At 64.6% G+C, this 20,478-nt stretch carries 22 protein-coding genes; 11 read left to right on the top strand and 11 right to left on the bottom strand.

Annotated elements, in window-relative coordinates; all coding sequences use genetic code 11:
- Positions 1 to 3 precede the first annotated feature (3 nt).
- Positions 4 to 549, bottom strand: coding sequence for an RNA 2',3'-cyclic phosphodiesterase (gene thpR, locus ABEH27_RS04350; RefSeq protein ID WP_346612372.1), 546 nt, complete (start codon positions 547 to 549; stop codon positions 4 to 6).
- Positions 550 to 707: 158 nt separating this feature from the next.
- Here thpR and lpxO point away from each other — a divergent pair, with 158 nt between their 5' ends.
- The 3 genes from lpxO to ABEH27_RS04335 all read left to right on the top strand — a co-directional run bounded on the left by lpxO (position 708) and on the right by ABEH27_RS04335 (position 2,977).
- Positions 708 to 1,607, top strand: a complete 900-nt coding sequence (gene lpxO, locus ABEH27_RS04345; protein WP_346612371.1) for a lipid A hydroxylase LpxO — start codon at positions 708 to 710, stop codon at positions 1,605 to 1,607.
- Between the two features lie 377 nt (positions 1,608 to 1,984).
- Entirely contained in the window at positions 1,985 to 2,329 is a 345-nt protein-coding gene (locus ABEH27_RS04340; protein WP_346612370.1) for a carboxymuconolactone decarboxylase family protein, read from the top strand.
- Positions 2,330 to 2,407: 78 nt separating this feature from the next.
- A complete protein-coding gene (locus tag ABEH27_RS04335; protein WP_346612369.1) occupies positions 2,408 to 2,977 on the top strand; it encodes a GNAT family N-acetyltransferase in 570 nt (189 codons plus the stop codon).
- Position 2,978: 1 nt separating this feature from the next.
- Here ABEH27_RS04335 and ABEH27_RS04330 read toward each other — a convergent pair whose 3' ends face one another.
- On the bottom strand, positions 2,979 to 3,881 hold the full coding sequence (locus ABEH27_RS04330) for a LysR substrate-binding domain-containing protein (protein WP_346612368.1): 903 nt from the start codon (positions 3,879 to 3,881) through the stop codon (positions 2,979 to 2,981).
- A gap of 123 nt (positions 3,882 to 4,004) precedes the next feature.
- Here ABEH27_RS04330 and ABEH27_RS04325 point away from each other — a divergent pair, with 123 nt between their 5' ends.
- Positions 4,005 to 5,069, top strand: coding sequence for an AbrB family transcriptional regulator (locus tag ABEH27_RS04325; RefSeq protein ID WP_346612367.1), 1,065 nt, complete (start codon positions 4,005 to 4,007; stop codon positions 5,067 to 5,069).
- 6 nt (positions 5,070 to 5,075) lie between these two features.
- On the opposite strand, the gene ABEH27_RS04320 is transcribed toward ABEH27_RS04325, so the two are convergent.
- On the bottom strand, positions 5,076 to 5,555 hold the full coding sequence (locus ABEH27_RS04320; RefSeq protein WP_346612366.1) for a VOC family protein: 480 nt from the start codon (positions 5,553 to 5,555) through the stop codon (positions 5,076 to 5,078).
- Between the two features lie 243 nt (positions 5,556 to 5,798).
- Between ABEH27_RS04320 and ABEH27_RS04315 the strand changes: the two genes are divergently transcribed.
- The 3 genes from ABEH27_RS04315 (at position 5,799) to ABEH27_RS04305 (ending at position 9,167) form a co-directional block, all read left to right on the top strand.
- On the top strand, positions 5,799 to 7,148 hold the full coding sequence (locus tag ABEH27_RS04315; RefSeq protein ID WP_346612365.1) for a hypothetical protein: 1,350 nt from the start codon (positions 5,799 to 5,801) through the stop codon (positions 7,146 to 7,148).
- Positions 7,149 to 7,249: 101 nt separating this feature from the next.
- Complete coding sequence (locus ABEH27_RS04310) at positions 7,250 to 8,299, top strand: cytochrome D1 domain-containing protein (protein WP_346612364.1); 1,050 nt, start codon at positions 7,250 to 7,252, stop codon at positions 8,297 to 8,299.
- A gap of 217 nt (positions 8,300 to 8,516) precedes the next feature.
- Positions 8,517 to 9,167: a TIGR04211 family SH3 domain-containing protein gene (locus ABEH27_RS04305; protein WP_346612363.1), complete on the top strand. Its 651-nt coding sequence runs from the start codon at positions 8,517 to 8,519 to the stop codon at positions 9,165 to 9,167.
- 515 nt (positions 9,168 to 9,682) lie between these two features.
- On the opposite strand, the gene ABEH27_RS04300 is transcribed toward ABEH27_RS04305, so the two are convergent.
- Both ABEH27_RS04300 and ABEH27_RS04295 read right to left on the bottom strand, forming a co-directional pair.
- Positions 9,683 to 9,946, bottom strand: a complete 264-nt coding sequence (locus tag ABEH27_RS04300; protein ID WP_346612362.1) for a hypothetical protein — start codon at positions 9,944 to 9,946, stop codon at positions 9,683 to 9,685.
- A 131-nt stretch (positions 9,947 to 10,077) separates the two neighbouring features.
- Positions 10,078 to 10,959: a LysR family transcriptional regulator gene (locus ABEH27_RS04295; RefSeq protein WP_346612361.1), complete on the bottom strand. Its 882-nt coding sequence runs from the start codon at positions 10,957 to 10,959 to the stop codon at positions 10,078 to 10,080.
- A gap of 169 nt (positions 10,960 to 11,128) precedes the next feature.
- On the opposite strand from ABEH27_RS04295, the gene argC reads away from it, so the two are divergent.
- Complete coding sequence (gene argC / locus ABEH27_RS04290; protein ID WP_346612360.1) at positions 11,129 to 12,070, top strand: N-acetyl-gamma-glutamyl-phosphate reductase; 942 nt, start codon at positions 11,129 to 11,131, stop codon at positions 12,068 to 12,070.
- Between the two features lie 81 nt (positions 12,071 to 12,151).
- Positions 12,152 to 12,838, top strand: coding sequence for a GNAT family N-acetyltransferase (locus ABEH27_RS04285; RefSeq protein ID WP_346612359.1), 687 nt, complete (start codon positions 12,152 to 12,154; stop codon positions 12,836 to 12,838).
- A gap of 111 nt (positions 12,839 to 12,949) precedes the next feature.
- Here ABEH27_RS04285 and ABEH27_RS04280 read toward each other — a convergent pair whose 3' ends face one another.
- The 5 genes from ABEH27_RS04280 to ABEH27_RS04260 are packed head-to-tail and all read right to left on the bottom strand — an operon-like array spanning position 12,950 to position 17,383.
- Positions 12,950 to 13,705: an ABC transporter permease gene (locus tag ABEH27_RS04280; RefSeq protein ID WP_346612358.1), complete on the bottom strand. Its 756-nt coding sequence runs from the start codon at positions 13,703 to 13,705 to the stop codon at positions 12,950 to 12,952.
- The gene (locus ABEH27_RS04275; protein WP_346612357.1) at positions 13,705 to 14,910 is read right to left on the bottom strand and encodes an ABC transporter substrate-binding protein; all 1,206 of its coding nucleotides are present in this window, start codon (positions 14,908 to 14,910) and stop codon (positions 13,705 to 13,707) included. The genes ABEH27_RS04280 and ABEH27_RS04275 overlap by 1 nt, the downstream gene beginning before the upstream one ends.
- Positions 14,897 to 15,718 (bottom strand): ABC transporter ATP-binding protein, encoded by an 822-nt coding sequence (locus ABEH27_RS04270; protein ID WP_346612356.1) that lies wholly within the window; start codon positions 15,716 to 15,718, stop codon positions 14,897 to 14,899. Before ABEH27_RS04270 ends, ABEH27_RS04275 begins: the two co-directional genes overlap by 14 nt.
- The gene (locus ABEH27_RS04265) at positions 15,715 to 16,779 is read right to left on the bottom strand and encodes an acyl-CoA dehydrogenase family protein (RefSeq protein ID WP_346612355.1); all 1,065 of its coding nucleotides are present in this window, start codon (positions 16,777 to 16,779) and stop codon (positions 15,715 to 15,717) included. Before ABEH27_RS04265 ends, ABEH27_RS04270 begins: the two co-directional genes overlap by 4 nt.
- Before the next feature lie 46 nt (positions 16,780 to 16,825).
- A complete protein-coding gene (locus ABEH27_RS04260) occupies positions 16,826 to 17,383 on the bottom strand; it encodes a carboxymuconolactone decarboxylase family protein (RefSeq protein ID WP_346612354.1) in 558 nt (185 codons plus the stop codon).
- A gap of 102 nt (positions 17,384 to 17,485) precedes the next feature.
- On the opposite strand from ABEH27_RS04260, the gene ABEH27_RS04255 reads away from it, so the two are divergent.
- Positions 17,486 to 18,397, top strand: coding sequence for an AraC family transcriptional regulator (locus tag ABEH27_RS04255; RefSeq protein WP_346612353.1), 912 nt, complete (start codon positions 17,486 to 17,488; stop codon positions 18,395 to 18,397).
- A 24-nt stretch (positions 18,398 to 18,421) separates the two neighbouring features.
- On the opposite strand, the gene ABEH27_RS04250 is transcribed toward ABEH27_RS04255, so the two are convergent.
- Entirely contained in the window at positions 18,422 to 18,940 is a 519-nt protein-coding gene (locus ABEH27_RS04250) for an Rrf2 family transcriptional regulator (RefSeq protein ID WP_346612352.1), read from the bottom strand.
- A gap of 224 nt (positions 18,941 to 19,164) precedes the next feature.
- Here ABEH27_RS04250 and ABEH27_RS04245 point away from each other — a divergent pair, with 224 nt between their 5' ends.
- On the top strand, positions 19,165 to 20,364 hold the full coding sequence (locus ABEH27_RS04245; RefSeq protein ID WP_346612351.1) for an NAD(P)/FAD-dependent oxidoreductase: 1,200 nt from the start codon (positions 19,165 to 19,167) through the stop codon (positions 20,362 to 20,364).
- Positions 20,365 to 20,478 lie beyond the last annotated feature (114 nt).

Genomic DNA, 20,478 nt, shown 5'->3' with positions numbered 1-20,478 from the left:
GCCTCATGCCCCCAGCGGCCACTGCGCCAGTGGCCAGTACTGGCCCTTGCGTGATTCATAAAGCGTGAACTGCCGGGCCGTCACGAAGAAGTCTGGCGCCACGCTGGCCTCAGGCGCCTGGCCGCGAAACTCCCGAGACAAGGTCAGATGTGGCCGGTACTCACGGGCCTGCTCGGCAACCCCCATGGGCAGCAGCGCCTGCTGCAGCCCATACACCAGCTGGCGCAGCGCCGCCGGCGTATCCTGCGGCTCCAGCACCAGCACATTGGCGCGCGGCCAGGCCTTGAGCTGGTCCAGCAGCAGGCGCAGCGGCGCAGCCGGGCGCGCCAGGTTGTCTACCGCGGCGCAGATCGCCGGCACTTGCGCCGCATCTACATCACCGAGAAACAGCAAGGTCAGGTGGAAGTTTTCACTGGGCACTGGCTTGCCGCTGCGCAGCTCAAGGCCACGCCGCCACTGAGCGATGGCGCGGCGCTGGGCGTCCGCCACGGGCAACGCAAAAAACAGCCGTTTGAAGGGGGCGCCACTGGGGCGGATATCCTGAACCATGGGTGCTCCTTGACCTTAAACGTTTGCGCAGTCTGCAGGGCATTACACCTAAGTCGCCCGGAATTCACGTAACAATATGTACAAACTACCCCAATGATTGTTTATGCTGGCGGGCTTATGCCATGGCGCATGGCCATTTTTTCGACAAGTAATCGTCCATGAAAATTGCACTCGTACTGATCTTCGCCCTCTCGATCGCCTATGTTCACCTGCGCGGTCGGGTACGTCACAAGCTGACTCGCCAGCTGGGTGACCACTCCAGCTTCCTGGCCCCGGTCAACAGTTTCCTTTACCTGTTCTCCCGGCACCCGGCCAAGCCCTACCTGCCGGTCGAGGCCTTCCCTGAGCTGCAACCACTGAAGGACCACTGGCAGGAAATCCGCCAGGAAGCCCAGCAGTTGCTGCATGTGGGCGAGATCAAGAAGTCGGAAAACTACGACGACGTAGGCTTCAACTCGTTCTTCAAGACCGGCTGGAAGCGCTTTTACCTGAAGTGGTACGGCGAGAGCCACCCGTCGGCGATGAACCTGTGCCCACGCACCACCGAACTGCTGCAAGGCATCGGCACCGTCAAGGCAGCGATGTTCGCCACCCTGCCGCCAGGGGCCAAGCTGGTACGCCACCGCGACCCGTATGCCGGCTCCTACCGCTACCACCTGGGCCTGGACACGCCGAACGACGACGGCTGCTACATCGACGTGGACGGCGAGAAATACTCGTGGCGCGACGGTGAAGCGGTGGTGTTCGACGAGACCTACATCCACTATGCGGCCAACACCACCGAACATAACCGCATCATCCTGTTCTGCGACATCGAGCGCCCGTTGAAGTACCGTTGGGCCACCGCGTTCAATCGCTGGTTCAGCCGCAATGTGATGGCCGCAGCGGCCGCGCCGAACAATGCCAACGACAAGACCGGCGGCATCAACCGCCTGTTCACCCGCATCTACAAGATCCGTGAACGTGGCAAGGCGCTGAAGAAGCGCAACCGCATGCGTTACTACCTGGAGAAGTGGCTGGTGGTAGCGGCGCTGGTGCTGGTGTTTGTTTATATCTGAGCATGTCGGGCGGTTGATGGCGCCTGTGGGATCGAGCGCCGCCCGCGCGGCGCATCGCGGGCAAGCCCGCTCCCACATTTGTTGCAACGCGCCGTTCCAGTCAGGCCATGGTTGTTCGCCTTGGCGCATGGCTGAAGACAGGTGGGGCGGCAGCAGTGCCAGCCGAAAGATCTCGTCGAGCCACCAAGGCTAACAACTATGGCCTATCAGGCCATGGCACGTTGCAACAAATGTAGGAGCGGGCTTGCCCGCGATGCGCCGCGCGGGCGGCGCTCGATCTCAAGGGCGCTGAAGATCCCAAGGCAAGCCCATCACCCTTCCCCACATATTCAACTAGCCTGATAGCTCCACTCGCAACCTCCCCCAAGGTGAAGACGATGAGCATGATGGACTGGGATGCCTACCGTAAGCAGCTGATGGCGGGCATCGGTGATCTCAAGCAGTTGTCCCCCGACACCGTGGCCGGCTACATGACCGCCAGCGGCGCCGGTGCCAAGACCAACCACCTGGACGCCAAGACCCGCGAACTGATCTCCCTCGCCGTGGCCGTCACCACCCGCTGTGACGGCTGCATCGCCGTGCATTCGCAGCAGGCGGTCAAGCAAGGTGCCACCCGCGAAGAGATCGCCGAAGCCCTCGGTGTGGCGGTGGCGATGAACGCGGGTGCCGCGCTGGTCTATTCGGCCCGCGCCATGGATGCCGTCGGCAAGGCCAACAGCTAACCCAACGCGGCGTCGTTACCCTTGCGCGACGGCGCCGCGCCACCCAGACTTGGCGGCCTAGCCATTGCAGGTACCGCCATGATCCACATCCGCCCCATGACGCCCGCCGACTTCGAGCGTTTCTGGCCCACCTTCCAGGCCGTTGTCCAGGCCCGCGAAACCTACGCCTACGACCCAGCCCTGAGCCTCGAACAGGCACGCCAGTTGTGGCTGGAGCTGCCCCTGCGCACGCTGGTGGCCGAGCAAGACGGCGAACTGCTGGGCTCGTACTACCTCAAGGCCAACGCCACAGGGCCGGGCGCCCACGTCGGCAATTGCGGCTACATGGTCTGCGAAGCTGCCCGTGGCCGTGGCGTTGCCCGGCTGATGTGCGAGCACTCGCAGAAATTGGCGCGCCAGGAGGGCTTTCTGGCGCTGCAGTTCAACTCGGTGGTGGCCAGCAACGAAGTAGCCGTGGCCCTTTGGCACAAGCTGGGCTTCGACACCGTCGGCCGCCTGCCCAAGGCCTACCGCCACGCCCGCCTGGGCCTGGTCGACTGCCTGGTGATGTACAAGTGGCTGGCCGACGAGCCGGTGGTGGAAAAACCGCCACTGCTGATCGGCCGCAAGAACATCGAGGCACGTGTCTCGCGGCGGCGCGGGCGCTAGCTCAATCGCGCTCGAAAAAGCTGCTGCCCTTGTCTTTGAGCAAAGCCACCAATGCCCCCGCCGCAGGCGACAGGTAGCCGTCGGTACGCACCGAAACCGCCACGGTCCGGCGCATGGTGGTCGCCTTCAACGGCACCTCGCGCAACCACGACATCCCCAACCCATGCTCCAGGGTTTCCCGCGCGGCAAAACTGAGCAACTGGGTGCGCGCGATCAGCCGCGGCAACAGCGAAATTGCATTGGTCTCGATCTGCACCTGGGGCGCCGGCAGCTGATGGGCGATGAACACATTGTCGAGCCAGCGCCGGGCAGTCACCGTCGGCCCGGCCAGCACCCAGCGGTACTGGCAGAGGTCCTCGAGTGCGATGGGGCCGGCGAACACCGGGTGCTCGGCACTGGCCACCACGATCGCCTCATCTTCGAGGATCGGGTAGGTGGTGAACTCCGGGTCGACGGCAATCTGTGGCGAGATGATCACATCCAACCGCCCAGCGCGCAGCGACTCCTTGAGCACATCGTCCTGCGCGATGGACAGCTTCAACGTCACCTCCGGCGCGCGCTCCAGCAACGCGGCGGTGAGGTGAGGCAGCAAGTGGTCGGCCATGCTCGCCGCGCAGCCCAGGCGGATATTGCCCACCAGCCCGCTGGCGAAGTCGCGCACCTCGCGTTCGGTTTCGGCAATGTTCAACTGCAGCTGCTTGCCCCGCGCCAGCAGCAGCTTGCCGACATCGGTGAGCTTGATGCGCCGGCCATCGCGCTGGAACAGGCGTGTGCCCAACGATTCCTCAAGCCGTTGAATGCTCTTGGTCAGTGCCGGCTGGCTGCGGTTGAGCTTCTCTGCAGCGCGGCCCAAATGGCCGAGCTCAGCGATGGTTTCGAAATAGGTGAGGTCGCGCAGGTCCATGATTCATGAATTTCAGTTATGGATTCATCAAAAGTAGAAAATAGACTTGATCGATTGCTCCGTCGATAATTTTCTGCGCTGGCGCTGCCAGCCCGCGTTATCGCTGCGCAAGGAGTATCGCCGTTGCAAACCGCCCTTTCAGGCTCTTCCAGAACCCTCTTCCAATGGCTCGCTTTACTGACCTGCGCCGGTGCCTTCGGCCAGTTCCTGCATGCCCTGGCCGTACCGGCCGGGTTGTTCCTCGGCCCCATGCTGGTGGCCATCGTGTTTGCTGTTTCCGGTGCGCGCCTGAACCTGCACCGCCAGGTGTTCCGCTTCGGCCAGGGCTGCGTCGGCCTGTTGGTCGCCCACTCGGTGAGCTGGGCCGTGCTGGTGTCAATGGCGCAGTCCTGGCACCTGATGCTGGTGGCCACCTTCATCACCGTTGCCCTGAGCGCTCTCGTCGGCCTCGGCACCGTGCGTTTCGGCGGCATTCCCGGCAGCACCGCCGCCTGGGGCACCGCCCCGGGCGCGGCCTCGGCCATGGTGTCGATGGCCGAGGAAAACGGCGCCGACGCCAGGGTAGTGGCGACCATGCAGTATGTACGGGTGGTGTGCGTGGTGATGATCGGATCGCTGGTCAGCCACCTGCTCGGCGCCACACCGGGCGCTGGCGCTGCGGCCAGCGCTCCGGTGGTGATGACAGGCGCGCATGTGAGCGACATCTTGCTCAGCCTTGGGGTGGTGTCGGTTGGCGTACTGGCCGGTAGCCGCATGCCCGCAGGCGCCCTGTTGATGCCGCTGCTGCTGGGCGGCGCGCTACAGCTGAGCGGGTTGCTGACCATCAGCCTGCCAGAGCCGCTGCTGGCCCTCGCCTACGGCGCCATCGGCTGCTACATCGGCCTGCGCTTCGACCGCCAGACCGTGCGCTATGTGTGCAAGCGCCTGCCGACCATGATTGCCGGGGCGGTGGTATTGATCGTGTTGTGCGCGGCCTGTGCCTGGGTGCTGGCCTTGGCGATGGGCACGGACTTCCTGTCGATGTATCTGGCAACCAGCCCGGGTGGGCTGGATGCCATGGCGATCATCGCGGTTGAAACCCACGCCGATGTCGGCCTGGTGCTGGCGATGCAGACGTTGCGCCTGTTTGGCGTGATCCTGACCGGCGCGTTCTGTGCACGGCAGATCATTCGGCTGACCCAGGCATAGCCTGCTTCAGCCGCGCAACGCCGCCTCGATCGCGGCCACATCGATCTTGCCCATGTCCATCATCGCGTCGAACGCCCGCTTGGCCGCGGCCCGGTCTGGGTTACCAAGCGCTTCGATGAGGATCCGCGGGCAGATCTGCCAGGAGATCCCCCACTTGTCCTTGCACCAGCCGCAGACGCTCTCCTGGCCACCGTTGCTGACGATGGCGTGCCAGAGACGGTCGGTTTCGGCCTGGTCTTCGGTACTCACCTGGAACGAAAACGCCTCGGAATGGGTAAACGCCTTGCCGCCATTGAGGCCTACACAAGGGATGCCCATGACGGTGAACTCTACGGTGATCACATCACCCGCCTTGCCCGACGGGTAATCGCTGGGTGCCTGGTGCACCGCCACCACCTGGCTGTCCGGGAAGGTGCTGGTGTAGAAGTTGGCCGCGTCCTGCGCATCGTGGTCGAACCACAGGCAGATCGTGTTCTTGGCAGTCATGGCAAGGCTCCAGGGGTGAGCAGGGAACCTTGAGTCTAGCCCCTCGCCCTCGGCTGACGATGGCGGTTACCCACGCTTCGTCGCCTGGCGTCAATGGCAAACAGTGCAGGGTTTGGCACTAATCAGAAAAGGACTACACGCATCAGAGAATTATCCAGCCGCTGCCAACTTCACAGGGTTAGCTGACAAGCACGATCATGCCAGGAGTGCGTCATTACCGACTTTACTCAGGGAGATTCAGCTTTGTCGGATTTCGAAGCAAAACTGCAGCACCTCACCGCTGAACAGGTCGAAACGCTGTACAGCGAGTACATCGGTGGAGAGAAAATTGCGCAGCTGCTGGAGCGCTACGCCATCGACCTGCCGCCCAGCAGCCTGATCAAGGCGTTCCCGCCGGTGCCATGCGCAACCCTGTGCTGCCCTTACTGCCACGCAAGCCTGTACGAGCGGCGCAAAAGCAAGACCGCGTCCAGTCGCCCGGACAACATGGCCTTCTGCAAAACCTGCGCACATCGCCATTACTTTCCCGGGCGTGCCCGCTGGCGGCGTGACTGCGCGTGCCCGCCCTGCCTGCAGGCGCGTCAGCAGGCGCGGCTTGAGCAGCAGGCGCAGCAGCGCAAGCGCATCCAGGAGCACTGGTGCCTGACCAAGCGGGACCCTGTACCCCTTCACAGCTTGTCCATTACCTGCAAGCTGCAACTGATGGCCATGCTCGAAGTGCGCATGGATATTCAGCGCAGCCGCCTGATCCCGGCCGAGCAACCCACCGGTGACGCGCGGGTCAGCCCTAGCGCGGCCATGGATGCGGCAATCCTGCAGGCGTTGCACGAAGACCTGATCCTGCTGGCCGACCCCGATTCACCGCAGGATGCCTTCAGTGACGACCCCACACCCAAGGCCTGGCGCGACAAGGTGTACTGGGTCGCCAATGTCAGCCTGGAGGGCCGGCAACGTGCAAGCCTGTCATCACTGTATCGGGCCCTGCACGAGGCATTGTCCAGCGGCCCGCAACCGCAATGGCGCGACGCGCTGGCCGAGCTCATCGAGACGCTGTCGGTAGAAGAAGTCTGCGCGTTCATCGCCGCACGCTGTGCCGAGCATGGCCTGCCTTTCGAAGCCAGGAAAAAGGCCACGGAGGTCGCCACTCAACTGCTTGGGATGCATGCGCTGCACGCTATCAAGTCACTTGCCAATACCGCAGTGCGCGGCGCGCTGGCATTCATTGCGCGCAGCCGTGTCACCCGCCTTCATGCCAGCAATACCATCCCCGGGAACATGCTGGCGATGGCCGAACGGGCCGTCAGGGAACAGTGGCAGTTCAACCCGTGCAGCTACGACAGCAACGCCCCGCGCTGTAGTTTGAACCGGGTGTTGTTCGACGTGTTGCTGAAACAGGATGATCACGGTATGCGGCGCAAGATTGGCGAGTACATCGAGCAGTTGCCGCGGGCCAGGGCGGGCACCACGACCAGCGCAGGTACTCGCTTTTGCACACACTGCGGCTCGCGCCTGGTGCATGTGCAGCACGGCCCGAAAGAGACCATCGTCAATTGCAAGGACTGCATGGCGCGTACCTTCCTTGCGGCGCCCTAGGGGCTGGCACCAGCCACGGGAAAAAAATCTAAACGCCTGAGGCCAGGCCCGGTCACAGCCTTGAGCATGCAACATGGACTGCAAACCCAAGGAGACTGCACATGCCCTTCCCTCACAACCCGATGATCCCGCACATCCGCCGCCTGGCCCTGGCCAGCGCACTGCTGGCTTGTACCGCACCGGCACTGGCCGCCGATGTGCTGCTGGTGGGCAACAAGGCCGACGCCAGCGTTTCGGCGCTGGATATCAGCAACGGCAAGGAGCTGGCACGCTTGCCAGTCGGTACCGGCCCGCATGAAGTGGTGGTGGCCGGCAATGGGCAGCTGGCGGTGGTCGGCAACTATGGCGTGCAAGGCACGGCCAACAACAGCCTGAGCGTGATCGACTGGCCGTCTCGCGCGGTGGTGCGCACCATCGACCTGGGCAAGGACTCGCGCCCCCACGGCATCCGTTTTCTGCCGGATAGCCAACGGGTAGTGGTGACCACCGAGGACAGCGAACGCCTGCTGATCGTCGACCTGGCCCAAGGCAAGGTGCTGGACCGTATCGACGTCGGTGGTGGCAAGCCGCACATGGTCGCGCTGTCTCCCGGTGCCGACCGCGCCTATGTCACCCATATGGGTTCAGGCACGCTGTCGGTGGTCGACCTGCTGCACAAGAAAAAGATCGCTGACATCCCTACCGGCAACGGCAGCGAAGGTATTGCCGTGGCTCCCACCGGCACTCAAGTGTGGGTCAGTAACCATGACGACGATGAGGTGGTGATCGTCGATGCCGAACGCCTGGAGGTCACTGACCGTATTCGTACCGGCCGCTTCCCGATCCGCATTGCCATGACACCTGATGGCAAGTACGCGCTGGTCTCCTGCGCCAAGTCGGCGGAACTGGCCGTCATCGACGTCGCGGCCAAGCGCGAGATCAAGCGCATAGGCCTGGCGCAGGCAGGCGCCGAATACCGCGAGACCTTGCTGGGTGCCGAGGCGTTGCCGATCGGCGCGGTGGTGTCGCCGGATGGCAAGCGGGCGTACGTGGCGATCAGCGGCGGTGACCAGGTGGCGGTGATCGATACTGCCAACTGGAGCGAGAAGGCCCGCTGGAAGGCCGGGCCGGAGCCGGATGCGCTGGCCATCATTCCCCAGCCTGAAAGTTGAGCAATAGCGGGCTCTGCGCGGGCTTGCCCGCGAGAGTCCGGTTTAGACATCGCTAGCCTGTCTTTTGCAACATCCTGCAGACAATTCCTATACCAAGCAGTGAACCTGCCTACAAAAATGCGGTCTTTCGCTGACGGTCAATTAACCGACCGGTTCGCCGGCCTACCCACGATCCACCGTAGGGGGCCTATTTTCCCCGTTGCAGCGAAGACCCCACATGCCTGAATCCCGCCCAGCCTCCCTCGCCCTCCCTGCCCTGCGCGGCAGCCTGATCGCCGCCCTGGTGGCCCTCGCCGCCCCCGTGCACGCCGAAGAGCCGGCCAGCGATGCGCGCTGGGTCAGTGACAGCCTGAGCACCTATGTGCGCAGCGGCCCGACCGATGGCCACCGCATCGTTGGCACCCTCAAGTCGGGGCAGAAGCTCACCCTGGTCGGCAGCCAGGGCAACTACAGCCAGGTACGCGGGCAGAACGGCGACCTGGTATGGATCCTCTCCAGCGACCTGCAAGCGGTGCCCGGCCAGAATGAACGGCTGCCGCAGCTCGATGCCCAGGTGGCAGAGTTGTCCGGGCAGCTCAAGACCATCGACGACAGCTGGAAGAACCGCGTGCAGGGCATGCAGGAAACCCTCGACTCACGCAAACAGTTGGTTGACGAACTGGAAGCGCGCAACAAGGCGCTCAACGAACAGCTCGACCAGACCCAGTCGAACCTGCGCGACACCCAGGCGCGCCTGGGCGACGAGAACAAGCAGGTGATGATGCGCTACATGGTGTACGGCGGCAGCATTGCCGGTGCGGGGCTGTTGATGGGGTTGATCCTGCCGGCGTTGACCCGTGGGCGGAAGAAGAACGATCGCTGGTTTTGAGGGGTGAGGGTGGGTTGAGGCGCATGCCTTGATTGGGGCGCATGCCTTGAGTGTTGTGGTGGGATTGGGGTGCATGCCTTGAGTGTTGTGGTGAGATTGGGGTGCATGCCTTGAGTGTTGTGGTGAGATTGGGGTGCATGCCTTGAGCGTTGTGGTGGGGCGTAGATCGAGCGCCGCCCGCGCGGCGCATCGCGGGCAAGCCCGCTCCTACATTTGTTGCAACGTGCCATGGCCTGATAGGCCATAGTTGCCAGCCCTGTTAGCACGACGCGATTTTTTGGTTGGCGTGGCCGGCGCCCCACCTGTCTTCAGCCATGCGCCAAGGCGAACAACCATGGCCTGACTGGAACGGCACGTTGCAACAAATGTAGGAGCGGGCTTGCCCGCGATGCGCCGCGCGGGCGGCGCTCGATCTCAAGGACGCTGAAAATCCCAAGGCAAGCGCTTCGCGATGCGCCACGCGATCTACGCCCCGCCTCAATAATCAAGACAAGCGCTCAAACCCTACCCCTCACTCACTTGCTTCGCGCCTTGTTGTAGATGGTCTTGGCCTGGTCCGCCGAAGCCTGGCACTTGGTCATGTCGCCAGCCTTCTGGGCATCCTTGGCATTTTGCAGATGCACCTTGAAGTCATGGGCCATGCCACCATGCATCGCCTGGCCACTGGCCTTGTGGAAGTCCTCCAGTTCCTTGATCTTGGCTTCACAGTTGCTCGCCGGGTCCGCATGGGCCGCAAAACTCAACACAGACGCAATCACCAGCAGTGCGATGGATTTCATGGAGCGTTCTCCTGGGAAATCGGAAGGTTCATCGAGAGACATTGGCTCGACGCAGCCAACAGCATAGTAGGCCAAACGCCCCGACGCCTCTGCTCAGGCCGATGATCGTGACCCGCTGCGGCATATACCCCTTACTGCCGCAACCGCTCCAGGGCCTCCAGCACAAACCCGGTCGCCCGCTCGGGCGGCCCTTCCCTGCAGGCAATCCCCAACTGCCGCCACAACCCCGGCCGCAGCGGTCGGCGGGCGATGCGCCGGTCCAGTTCGGCCACTTCGCCCTCCTGGGGCAGCAAGGTGGCGCCATACCCGGCGCCCACCAGGCTTTTGATTGCATCGTTGTAGTTCAGCTCGATCCGCGGCTCGGGGTACAGCCCGGCGGCGGCGAACCATTCAGCGGTCACCCGCGACAGTTGCGTGCTGCTGTCATTGAGGATCAGCGCCCGCTGCCCCAGCCAGGCCGGTGTGACCCTGGCCGGTGGCTGCCAGTCGGCCGGGACGTAGGCGAGGATGGGGTCGCGCCGCCACGGGGTGAGCCTGACGCCCTTGCCTGCCACTTGCGGCAAGGCCACCAGGCCGATGTCCAGCGCGCCCTCACGCAAGCGCGCCAGCGACGCCTGCGAGGTCAGTACCTGCACCTGCACATCGATGCCGGGGTGCGCTGTGCGCAAGTGTTCCAGTGCTTTGGGCAACAGATGCGCAATGGCGCCGGTCGAGGCGCCAAGGCGCACCCGCCCGGTCAGGCCTTCGACTTGCCGGCGCACTTCGTCCAGGGCCAGGTCGGCATCGGCCAGCAGGCGCCGGGCACGCGCCAGCAGGGTTTCGCCGATGGCCGTCGGCCGTACCTGGTTGCGGTTGCGGGTAAGCAGCGGGGCACCGACCCGCGCCTCCAACTCTGCCACGTGCAGGCTGATGGTCGGGGGCGCCAGGTTGAGCTGGCGGGCGGCCTCGGCGAACGAGCCCAGGTCGGTGATGACCACCAGGGTACGGAGGCGGTCGAGGCTGATTTCGCGCATGGCATCGGTCCTGTTGTGGCAGCTACGGCCTCTGCGCGGGTACTGCGCAGGGGCAAGGCACCGACAACTGTAATTCAGAAAAAATGAACATCGCAGTCATGATATTCAAATTTCCTTTACCACCGCCAGAGGCGACCATGGTTCTTCTCCTCCTGACCGGACCCTGACCATGCACACCCCTGTTGTCTTCATCGATGGCGACCAAGGCACCACAGGCCTGCAGATCCACGCCCGCTTGCACGGCCGCGACGACCTGCACCTGCTCACCCTGCCCGAAGCCGAACGCAAGGACCCGCAGCGCCGCCGCGAGGCGATCAACAGCGCCGACATCGCCCTGCTCTGCCTGCCCGACGCCGCCGCCCGCGATGCCGTAGCGGCCATCCACAACCCGGCGGTTCGGGTGATCGATGCCAGCTCGGCGCACCGCACCACGCCCGGTTGGGTGTATGGGCTACCGGAGCTGAACGAGCAGCAGCCCGAGCGTATCGCCCAGGCCAAGCGCGTCAGCAACCCCGGCTGTTACCCGACCGGCGCCATCGCGCTGCTGCGCCCGCTGGTCCAGGCCGGCCTGCTGCCGGCCGACTACCCGCTGAGCATCCATGCCATTTCCGGTTATTCCGGGGGTGGCCGCGCGGCGGTCGAGCAGCATGAACAGCCCGGCGCCGAACAGGCACCCACCCTGCAGATGTACGGGCTGGAGCTGGCGCACAAGCATGTGCCGGAAATCCAGCTGCACGCTGGGCTGTCGGCAAGGCCGGTGTTCTTGCCCGGTTATGCCGCGTATCGCCAGGGCATCGTCCTGAGCATCCCGCTGCAACTGCGCCTGCTGCCTGGCCAGGCCACCGCCGAACAGCTGCAGGCGTGCCTTGAACGGCACTACCAGGGCGCCCGCCACGTGCAAGTCGCACCGTTGCACCAGCACGGCCCGGCCACGCCGCTCGACCCCGAGGCGCTGAACGACAGCAACGACCTGCGCCTGGCCCTGTACGCCAACCCAGAGCACGGCCAGGTGCTGCTGACGGCCGTGTTCGACAACCTGGGCAAGGGCGCCTCGGGCGCGGCGGTGCAAAACCTCGACCTGATGCTTGCGGCCATGCACGCACAAGGCTGACACGGCAAAAAGGGTTTAGACTGTGCACCCCGCGCCAATCCGGCGCGGGGTGATCAAACCGCAGCCGGAGCCCGTCCACCGATGTTCATCCTGAGCCGCCTCGACAGCGTGCCGCCCGAATCCTTCCAGAACCAGATCCGCGAACTGGTGATCCACCACGTCGGCGAACTGAGCAGTGTCGCCATTCGTGCCGAAAACCCGTTGTACCCGCTGTATCAGTACGGTGTCGGCATGGAGGTCCACCAATACCTGCAGGCCATGGACGGCACGCGCGGCCTGGCCGTGGAGCTGACCCTGGCCCTGGACGCCGATGCGCCGGACCAGATGCTGGGTTTTGCGTTGACCTTGCCCGCCCAGGACAACGACCAGGCTTGCGCAGTGGCGTTTCTGGCCGTGGTCGCGGACCACCGCCGCCAGGGCATCGCCCGCGCATTGCTGGGTGACGTGCAGGCGCGTTTTGCCAGTGTCGAGCTGAATGCCTTTGCCCACCAGGTGCCCTGGTTCGAAGCGATGGGCATGCAGGTGGTGGCGGCCAGCGGGCCACAGGTGCTGATGAGCAGCACCGGCCAGGCCAGCGCTGCGCTGATCGGCCGGCTGGACATTGCGCCGATCTACCAGACCACCGAAGTGCATCAGATTCACACCTACCTGCTCAACCAGCAGGGTGAGGATGCGATGATCGAGGCCGAGCAGCAGCGCGATGAGTGGCTGGATGAGTTGGCAGAATCGGCACGCGACTGCGTGCGCCAGCGCAAGACCGTGCATTGACCTGACGGCCTCATCGCCGGCAAGCCGGCTCCCACAGGTAAGCCACGAGTCCAGAATGCTGTGGGGCAACTGTGGGAGCCGGCTTGCCGGCGATGAGGCCACACTGGCCCTTCAGGCATGCACCCAGCGCCGATGCAGCCCACGCGCCAGTGCATCGAGCATGAACCCCAGCACCCCTATCAGCAGCACCATGGCCATCAGCTCCGAGTAAGCCAGCCGGTCACGGGTATCGAGAATGAAATACCCAAGCCCGGCACTCACGCCAAGCATTTCGCACGGCACCAGCACGATCCACAGAATGCCGATGGCCAGGCGCACGCCGGTCAGCACATGGCCGATCACCCCGGGGATGATCACCTTGCACAAGGTTTCCCAGCGCGTGGCACTCAGGCTACGGCTCAACTGCAACCAGCGCGGGTCGAGCTGGCGCACGCCCGCGGCGGTGTTGAGCAGGATCGGCCACAACGCCGCAAACGCCAGCAGGAAGTAGATCGGCTGGTCGCCCACGCCCATCAGCATCACCACCACCGGCATCCACGACAACGGTGAGATCATCCGCAAAAACTGGAACGCCGGCGTGGTTGCCGCCTCCAGGTGCCGGTAGCTGCCCACCAGCAGGCCCAGCGGCACACCGATCAGCAACGCCAGCAACAGGCCGACAAGAATCCGCTTGAGGCTGACCCAGACGTGCCCGTAGACCTCGCCTTCGCCCAGCAACTCCACCAGGCTGGCCAGTGTCGCCTGGGGCGAAAAGCGCGCCGACAGGCCATCGGCCTCGCCGAACAACCGCACCCCGGCCCACCACAGCAGCAGCAACCCCAGCAGCCCGGCCAACCCAAGGCCGGCATGTACAACATGTTTGCGCATCAGACCGCGAACTCCTCACTACGCTCGAAGTTGTCGGCAATGCCGAACACCGACGGGCCGCCTACGGCGGCAATGGCATTGCGCACGAAGCGGTCGTCGACCAGGTCGCGCGCGGTCTGCGCCGGGTCCAGGCCGGCAAGGAAACCGCTCTCCCCTTCGATCAGGGTGCCTTTCAGGCGTTTGACCAGTTCTTCGGTGTAGCTGGGGAACGGGTACGGCTGGAAGTCGATGCGCTTCTCGTCCCACTGCTGGTGCTGGATGGCCCCGCTGGCGATGTAGGCGGCGCGGTCCTCGGCGGCCGGGGCCAGCACCTTGGCCAGCACCGCAGGCTCGTGTGGTGTGTACTTGTTGGGGCCGGCCTTGGACAGCAGCGCTGCGGCTTCGGCGCGGTGGTCGCGGGTCCAGTGCTGGGCCTTGACGATGGCGTTGACGACCTTCTGCGACCACTCGGGGCGGTTGTTCAAGTCGTGCTCGTGCATGAACACCACGCAGCAGGCGTGGTTGCGCCACACGTCACCGGTGAAGCGCTGCACACGGCCGACCTCGAGGTTTTCGGCCAGGGCGTTGAACGGCTCGGCGACGATGTAGCCGGCAATGCGCTTGCTGGCCAGGGCCGGCGGCATGTCCGACGGTGGCAGCACCAAGAGGTTGACCTCGTTGGCGGCCAACTGGGCGTTGGCGGGCCTGGACACCGGCGTCAGGCCGTTGTCGTTGAGCATCTGTTGCAGCACCACGTTGTGGATCGAGTACCAGAACGGGATGGCCACGGTCTTGCCGCCCAACTGCTTCATATCGGTGATGTCCGGCGCCACCGTCAGGCCCGAGCCACCCACGTGGTTCCAGGCCACCACCTTGGCTGGCACCTTGCTGGCGTAGCGCGCCCACACCGTCATAGGCGACAGCAGGTGGATCACATTGACCTGGCCAGAGATGAACGCCTCGATCACCTGGGCCCAGCTGCGCAGCAGCACCGGGCGCTCGGCCTTGAGGCCTTCGGCCTCGAACAGGCCGTTGTTGTGCGCCACCAGCAATGGCGTGGCGTCGGTGATCGGCAGGTAGCCGATGCGCACCGGCGCGTCCGGCTCTGCGGCTGCGCGCGCCTGCAGGCTGGCCAGCAGCGGCACGGCACCGGCGGCGGTGAGCATGGCGCTGAGCTTGAGGAAATCGCGACGCGACGAAGAGGAACAGCAGTCATCCATGCACATGGACAGCCTCCGAGGGCAATGAGGGAGATGAAGGTTGGGCTGTGCGGCTTGCCCGCCGAAGGGTTTTGACGATGTCGATACGCAGCGCGCCCAACGCTTCGACCCGGTGCGTGCGCGGTTGCGGCAGGTCGATGTGCCATTGGCCGAGAACATGCGCTGGGTGGTCGCCCAGTAGCAGGACCCGGTCGGACAACAGCAAGGCTTCGTCGATATCGTGGGTAATCAGCACCGCCGCGGTCTTGTGCGTGGCGATCAGTTGCAGCAGCAGTTGCTGCATGTCGGCACGGGTTACCTCATCCAGCGCACCGAAGGGTTCATCCAGCAGCAAGACTTCGGGCTGGCGGGCCAGGCAGCGGGCCAGCGCGGTGCGCTGGGCCATGCCGCCCGACAACTGCGCCGGGTAGTGGCTGCGCGCATGGGCCAGGCCCACAGCGGCGATCGCCTGGTCGATGCGCGCACGGCGCTCGACGGCGGCCAGCTTGGGCTGGCGGGCGAAATCCAGGCCAAAGGCGACGTTCTTTTCCAGGCTAAGCCACGGCAGCAGGCTCGGGTCCTGGAAGGCCACCGCCAGACGCGGGTGCGGGCCCTGCAGCGGTTCGCCCTGCAGGCTGACGCTGCCGCCACGCGGCTGCTGCAACCCGGCCAGTACCCGCAACAAGCTGGATTTGCCGACACCACTGGGGCCGAGGATGGTCACCACCTCGCCCGGCGCCAGCTGCAGGTCGAAGCGCGCCAGCACCTCCTGCCAGCCGCCATCGCGCGGGTAGCCCAGGCTGATCTCCCGGGCTTCGAGCAACACTTGGCTCATGCGTTGGCCGCCTGGCGGTGCAATTCGGCGCGCAGCTGCACCAGGCTCGGGGTCACGATCGGCACGAATGCCGACTCCCGCCAGCGGCGGGCGAAACCTTGGCCGTATTCGCTCAGGTAAGCCTTGCCACCGCTGGCCTGCAGTTCCAGCTGCACTGCGTCGGCGGCGCTTTCGGCCAGGGTGATGCGCAGTTTGAACAGCGCTGCCGGTTGGCTCAGGAAGCGCCCTTCGAGCAGGCCTTGCTTGAGCTCGGCCACGGTGTTTTCCAGGCGCTCCTTGAGCACCTGGCGGGCTTCTTCAAGGAACGAGATGCGGCCGTTCATGTGCGCCTGCACTTCATCCAGCGCACGCCGCGCCAGGCCGATGGCCATACCGCACTGCAATCCAAGGAATGCCGGGCGCACCGTTGGCAGGAACTCGCGGGCGTTGTCGTGCAGCAGCCACTCGCGCTTCAGTTCGACCTGATGGAACGCCAGGGCAGCCGTATTGCTCGATTGCAGGCCCATCAGCTGCAAGTCGTCGGAGCGTTCCAGGCCCTGGGCATCGGATGGGATCGCCAGCACGAACGGCGCGCCGCCTGCATCGTCTTCAATGGCTGCAGCCACCACGAAACCGCTCTTGCGCAGGTTGGTCACCCAGTGCAGGCGGCCGTCGAGGGCCCAGCCGTCGGCCTGCGGGCGGCCGCGCACTTGCAACGCTTCGATGCCGGAAAGGAACTTCATGGCATTGGAAAGCCCCGTGGCACCGGCCAGTTCCCCGGTCAACAAGCCGGGCAACAGGCGCTCACGCAGCGCCTGGTTCGGGCTTTGCAACAGGTATTCGATGAAGGCGCGCTGGCCCCAGCTGACGAAGGCTGCGGCCAGTGAACGGCTGGCGATGGCGGCAATGGCTTCGACCGCATGGGTCACGGCGCCGCCGCTGCCGCCCAGCGCCGGGTCGACACCGACGCGCAGCAGCTGCGATTCGGCGATGTGCGCCAGCACCCGATGCGGGTCGCACTGGCCTTGGTCGATTGCTTCGGCATTGGCATCCAGCCACTGCGCAAATCCAGCATCAAGCATATCCCTACTCCTTTTGATAAGCAGGCGCCGCGGCGCCCTGTGCGGATTACGCAGGCTGCCAGCGGTACTTGCTCAGCTCGTCGTTGAGCGGCGTTTGGGCGAACACATTAGCAAAGTTGCACAAGGTTGCGAGGCTGACGCCAAGAATCACTTCCAGGGCGTTGCCCTCGGTGAAACCGGCAGCCCGGAACGCCTGGTAAGTCGCTTCGCTGACATTGCCGCGGGTGGCGATGACCTCACGGGCGAACGCGGCCAGGGTCTCATAGCGGGCGTCAGGCAGTTCGCCACGGGCGCGCAGGGCGTCGACCACTTCCTGCGGCAGCTTGGCCTTGTTCAGCGCCACGGCGGTGTGGCCGGCCACACAGAAGTCGCAACCGTGCTGGGTAGCAGCAATCAGCTGCACCACTTCACGTTCGGCCAGGGTCAGTTCGGCCTTGCCGTTCAGGGCCGACACGGTTACGTAGGTTTCCAGCGCTGCTGGGGCGTTGGCCAGCACGCCGAGCAGGTTGGGGATGAAACCGGAGTTCTTCTGGGCATTTTCGAGGAACGGGCGGGCTGCTTCCGGGGCGCTCTGCAGCGTGTGTAGCGTAATGCGCGAGGACATGGAGTGGACTCCTTTGATGGGTGTGCATACAGTCTGTTGGTTATAAGAATTACCCTCCATATTCATCAGTCGCCTTTCCTTGCTCCTGAGTGTTTGCATTAGATGATTTCATCCAGCCATCTTGTCGATTGGTTATTAGAAGGCCTCCAGCTCGACGCCAGCCTGTTCCACGTGGGCCGCTATTGCGGTGGCTGGCACGCCAGCACCCAGGGCATGGGCCGGGCCAGTTTTCACCTGGTAGTCCAGGGGCATTGCTGGCTGCACATCGACGGGCAAGCCGAAGCCGTGCGCCTTGAGGCCGGGGATGCGGTGTTTTTGCTGCGAGACCTGGCTTACCGGTTGTCGGGCGACCAGGACCCGGTGAGCGCCTGCGCCCAGCCGCGCCAGGCCATGCAGGCGCTGAATGCCCATGCCAATGACGGGGTGGGCCTGGTGTGCGGGTTCTTCCACTTTCGCCCGGGGCTGTCGTCACTGATTGTCGAGGGCCTGGCCGACTGGATCGTGCTGCGCGCCGACGAGCCCGCCGGGCATGCGGCGCGGGCGCTGTTCGGGCTGATTCTTGAAGAGTGCGAGCGCCTGCCAGCACCGTCGCAAACGTTGTTGGAGCGGCTGACGCACTTGCTGTTCCTGTATGTGCTGCGCCAGCAGGTGCACGCCGGGCAACCACTCGGTGGCTTGGTAGCGCTGGCCCGGCAGCCGGCGTTCGCTGGGTTGCTGGCGCAACTGATCGAGCAACCCGGCCAGGCCTGGACACTGGAAACCATGGCCGCGTGCACGGGGCTTTCGCGGTCGGCGTTTTTCAAACGCTTCAACGAACTGGCCGGGCAGTCACCAGGGCAGGTGCTGCTGGCCTTGCGCATGCGCCATGCCTGCCAGTTGCTGCAGGCGGGCAATACCGTGGAGCAGGTGGGCGCGCAGGTGGGGTATCAGTCGGTGGCGGCGTTTACCCGGGCGTTCGCCAAGGCGGTGGGCGTGCAGCCGGGGGCGTACCGTCGCCAGCATGAAGGGCGTTGAGGCCCCGCGGGCGAAACACCCGCCTTACGCCTGACTCGTCGGGATCCGCCGCTCGCCCATCCAGTCATTGACCTGCTGGCCAAACTCCGCCGGTGCCTTGCGCCCGAACCGGCGCGCCAGGTCGAGGATGGTCTGCTGCGCCAGCGCCTCTTCCATACGCTTCTGCGCCCCCAGCATCACGGCGTGAATCGCACAGGTGCCTTCAGTCGCCCAGCCGGGTGGCGAGCCGTCGAACAGCGTGCAGCGCTCGCGAATCTCGCGGCAGTCGAAAATCTTCTTCGGCCCGTCGATGGCGTTGACGATGTCCAGCACGGTGATCTCGTCCGAAGGCCGGGCCAGGCGAAAGCCGCCCCGCACGCCCTCGGTGGCGACCACCAGCTTGGCGCGGGCCAGCTTGGTGAAGACCTTGGCCAGGTACTCCTGCGGTACGCCCTGCAGCTCGGCCAGGTCGCGCACGCTGGCATCGCGCGTATCGCCGCGCTCGTCCACGAGGTACAGCAGGCAATGGATGCCGTATTCGACGCCAGCACTGTAGAGCGACATGTGTATCTCCGACCAACTTTGTCGCAAATCATACGCGGGTAGCGCGTGCACTGCAAAAGGCTCGCCTTGAAGCGTTGGATAGCTCACCCGATGAGCAGACCCACAGGGGTGTAGAAAAAACTTGCAAAGACAAACTACGACCAATAGAGTCGTAGTTATTCGAGAGGCACCCTGGGTGTGATCGAAGCCACCTTTTCCCGTAATCACATTCGCGGAGCAGCTGCATGAAAACCAACATCCTGATCATTGGTGCCGGCTTTGCCGGTGTCTGGAGTGCCCTGAGCGCCGCCCGCCTGCTGGACAGAGCCAAGCGTGACGACCTGAGCATCAGCGTGCTGGCGCCGCAGCCCGAACTGCGCATCCGCCCGCGCTTCTACGAAGCCGACGTGCATGGCATGAAGGCGCCGCTAGGCGAACTGTTCGACGCGGTGGGTGTGCAGTTCATCGAAGGCCATGCGCAAGGCATCGACGCCCAGGGGCGCAGCGTCAGCTTCACCGGCGCCAATGGCCAACCGCAGCAGATCGCCTATGACCGGCTGATCCTGGCCGCCGGTAGCCAGGTGGCACGCCCGGCAGTCCCGGGGCTGGGCGAACACACCTTCGATGTCGACCAGATGGAATCGGCCATGCACTTGGAGCAGCACCTGGCATCTCTGGCTGCCCTGCCCGCCTCGCCGGCACGCAACACCGTGGTGGTGTGCGGCGGCGGCTTCACCGGCATCGAGACCGCCACCGAAATGCCTGCCCGCCTGCGCGCCGTACTCGGTGACGCTACGGTACGCGTGCTGGTAGTCGACCGCGGTGCCAAGGTGGGCGCGGCGCTGGGCGCAGGCATTACACCGTCGATCGTTGCCGCCTGCGAACAGGCGGGTGTCGAGTGGCTGGCGGGTACGTCAGTGGTGGCCGTCGATGCCGGTGGCGTTACGCTGGACAACGGCGAGTACATTGCCAGCAAGACCGTGATCTGGACCGTGGGCGTCCAGGCCAGCCCGCTGACTGCACACGTGGCTGGCGAGCGTGACCCATTCGGCCGCCTCAAGGTCGACGACCACCTCAAAGTCGTTGGCCAGGCGCACATCTATGCCACCGGCGACACCGCCTGGGCTGCCGTCGACGACATGGGCAACCACGCGCTGATGACCTGCCAGCATGCCATTCCCATGGGCCGCCACTGTGGCAACAACGCCATGGCTGACCTGCTCGGCGAACAGCCGGTCATCTACCGTCAACCCAAGTACGTGACGTGCCTGGACCTCGGGGACTGGGGTGCGGCATTCAGCGAAGGTTGGGAGCGTGAACTGAAGTTGCAGGGCCAGGAAGGCAAGGCGCTCAAGCGCAACATCAACGGAGTATGGATCTACCCGCCGGTTGCTGATCGTGCCGTCGCGCTGGCCGCTGCCGACCCGGCGATCGCCATCGTTTGAGTGCAAATTCCTGATAAATCCGTCAATAAATGACGGATTTATCAGCACACGTAGTTACATTGAATGACTGGTCAATAATGATGGCTATATGGCATCATTCAAACAAAAAAACAT

The sequence above is a fragment of the Pseudomonas sp. P39-UII1 genome (assembly GCF_039672635.1).
In the GTDB taxonomy this organism is placed as follows: Bacteria; Pseudomonadota; Gammaproteobacteria; order Pseudomonadales; family Pseudomonadaceae; genus Aquipseudomonas.
Note: the sequence above shows the minus strand (reverse complement) of the source record. Positions and strands in the feature narration are given on the sequence as shown.

What these genes read in the sequence shown, in the direction of transcription:
- ABEH27_RS04250 (WP_346612352.1), bottom strand. Translation starts at nt 18,940, where the DNA reads ATGTCGCTCTACAGTGCTGGCGTCGAATACGGCATCCATTGCCTGCTG.
- ABEH27_RS04280 (WP_346612358.1), bottom strand. Translation starts at nt 13,705, where the DNA reads ATGCGCAAACATGTTGTACATGCCGGCCTTGGGTTGGCCGGGCTGCTG.
- ABEH27_RS04330 (WP_346612368.1), bottom strand. Translation starts at nt 3,881, where the DNA reads ATGGACCTGCGCGACCTCACCTATTTCGAAACCATCGCTGAGCTCGGC.
- ABEH27_RS04305 (WP_346612363.1), top strand. Translation starts at nt 8,517, where the DNA reads ATGCCTGAATCCCGCCCAGCCTCCCTCGCCCTCCCTGCCCTGCGCGGC.
- ABEH27_RS04335 (WP_346612369.1), top strand. Translation starts at nt 2,408, where the DNA reads ATGATCCACATCCGCCCCATGACGCCCGCCGACTTCGAGCGTTTCTGG.
- ABEH27_RS04265 (WP_346612355.1), bottom strand. Translation starts at nt 16,779, where the DNA reads ATGCTTGATGCTGGATTTGCGCAGTGGCTGGATGCCAATGCCGAAGCA.
- ABEH27_RS04270 (WP_346612356.1), bottom strand. Translation starts at nt 15,718, where the DNA reads ATGAGCCAAGTGTTGCTCGAAGCCCGGGAGATCAGCCTGGGCTACCCG.
- ABEH27_RS04275 (WP_346612357.1), bottom strand. Translation starts at nt 14,910, where the DNA reads ATGTGCATGGATGACTGCTGTTCCTCTTCGTCGCGTCGCGATTTCCTC.
- lpxO (WP_346612371.1), top strand. Translation starts at nt 708, where the DNA reads ATGAAAATTGCACTCGTACTGATCTTCGCCCTCTCGATCGCCTATGTT.
- ABEH27_RS04300 (WP_346612362.1), bottom strand. Translation starts at nt 9,946, where the DNA reads ATGAAATCCATCGCACTGCTGGTGATTGCGTCTGTGTTGAGTTTTGCG.
- ABEH27_RS04320 (WP_346612366.1), bottom strand. Translation starts at nt 5,555, where the DNA reads ATGACTGCCAAGAACACGATCTGCCTGTGGTTCGACCACGATGCGCAG.
- thpR (WP_346612372.1), bottom strand. Translation starts at nt 549, where the DNA reads ATGGTTCAGGATATCCGCCCCAGTGGCGCCCCCTTCAAACGGCTGTTT.
- ABEH27_RS04340 (WP_346612370.1), top strand. Translation starts at nt 1,985, where the DNA reads ATGAGCATGATGGACTGGGATGCCTACCGTAAGCAGCTGATGGCGGGC.
- ABEH27_RS04285 (WP_346612359.1), top strand. Translation starts at nt 12,152, where the DNA reads ATGTTCATCCTGAGCCGCCTCGACAGCGTGCCGCCCGAATCCTTCCAG.
- argC (WP_346612360.1), top strand. Translation starts at nt 11,129, where the DNA reads ATGCACACCCCTGTTGTCTTCATCGATGGCGACCAAGGCACCACAGGC.
- ABEH27_RS04260 (WP_346612354.1), bottom strand. Translation starts at nt 17,383, where the DNA reads ATGTCCTCGCGCATTACGCTACACACGCTGCAGAGCGCCCCGGAAGCA.
- ABEH27_RS04255 (WP_346612353.1), top strand. Translation starts at nt 17,486, where the DNA reads ATGATTTCATCCAGCCATCTTGTCGATTGGTTATTAGAAGGCCTCCAG.
- ABEH27_RS04245 (WP_346612351.1), top strand. Translation starts at nt 19,165, where the DNA reads ATGAAAACCAACATCCTGATCATTGGTGCCGGCTTTGCCGGTGTCTGG.
- ABEH27_RS04310 (WP_346612364.1), top strand. Translation starts at nt 7,250, where the DNA reads ATGCCCTTCCCTCACAACCCGATGATCCCGCACATCCGCCGCCTGGCC.
- ABEH27_RS04295 (WP_346612361.1), bottom strand. Translation starts at nt 10,959, where the DNA reads ATGCGCGAAATCAGCCTCGACCGCCTCCGTACCCTGGTGGTCATCACC.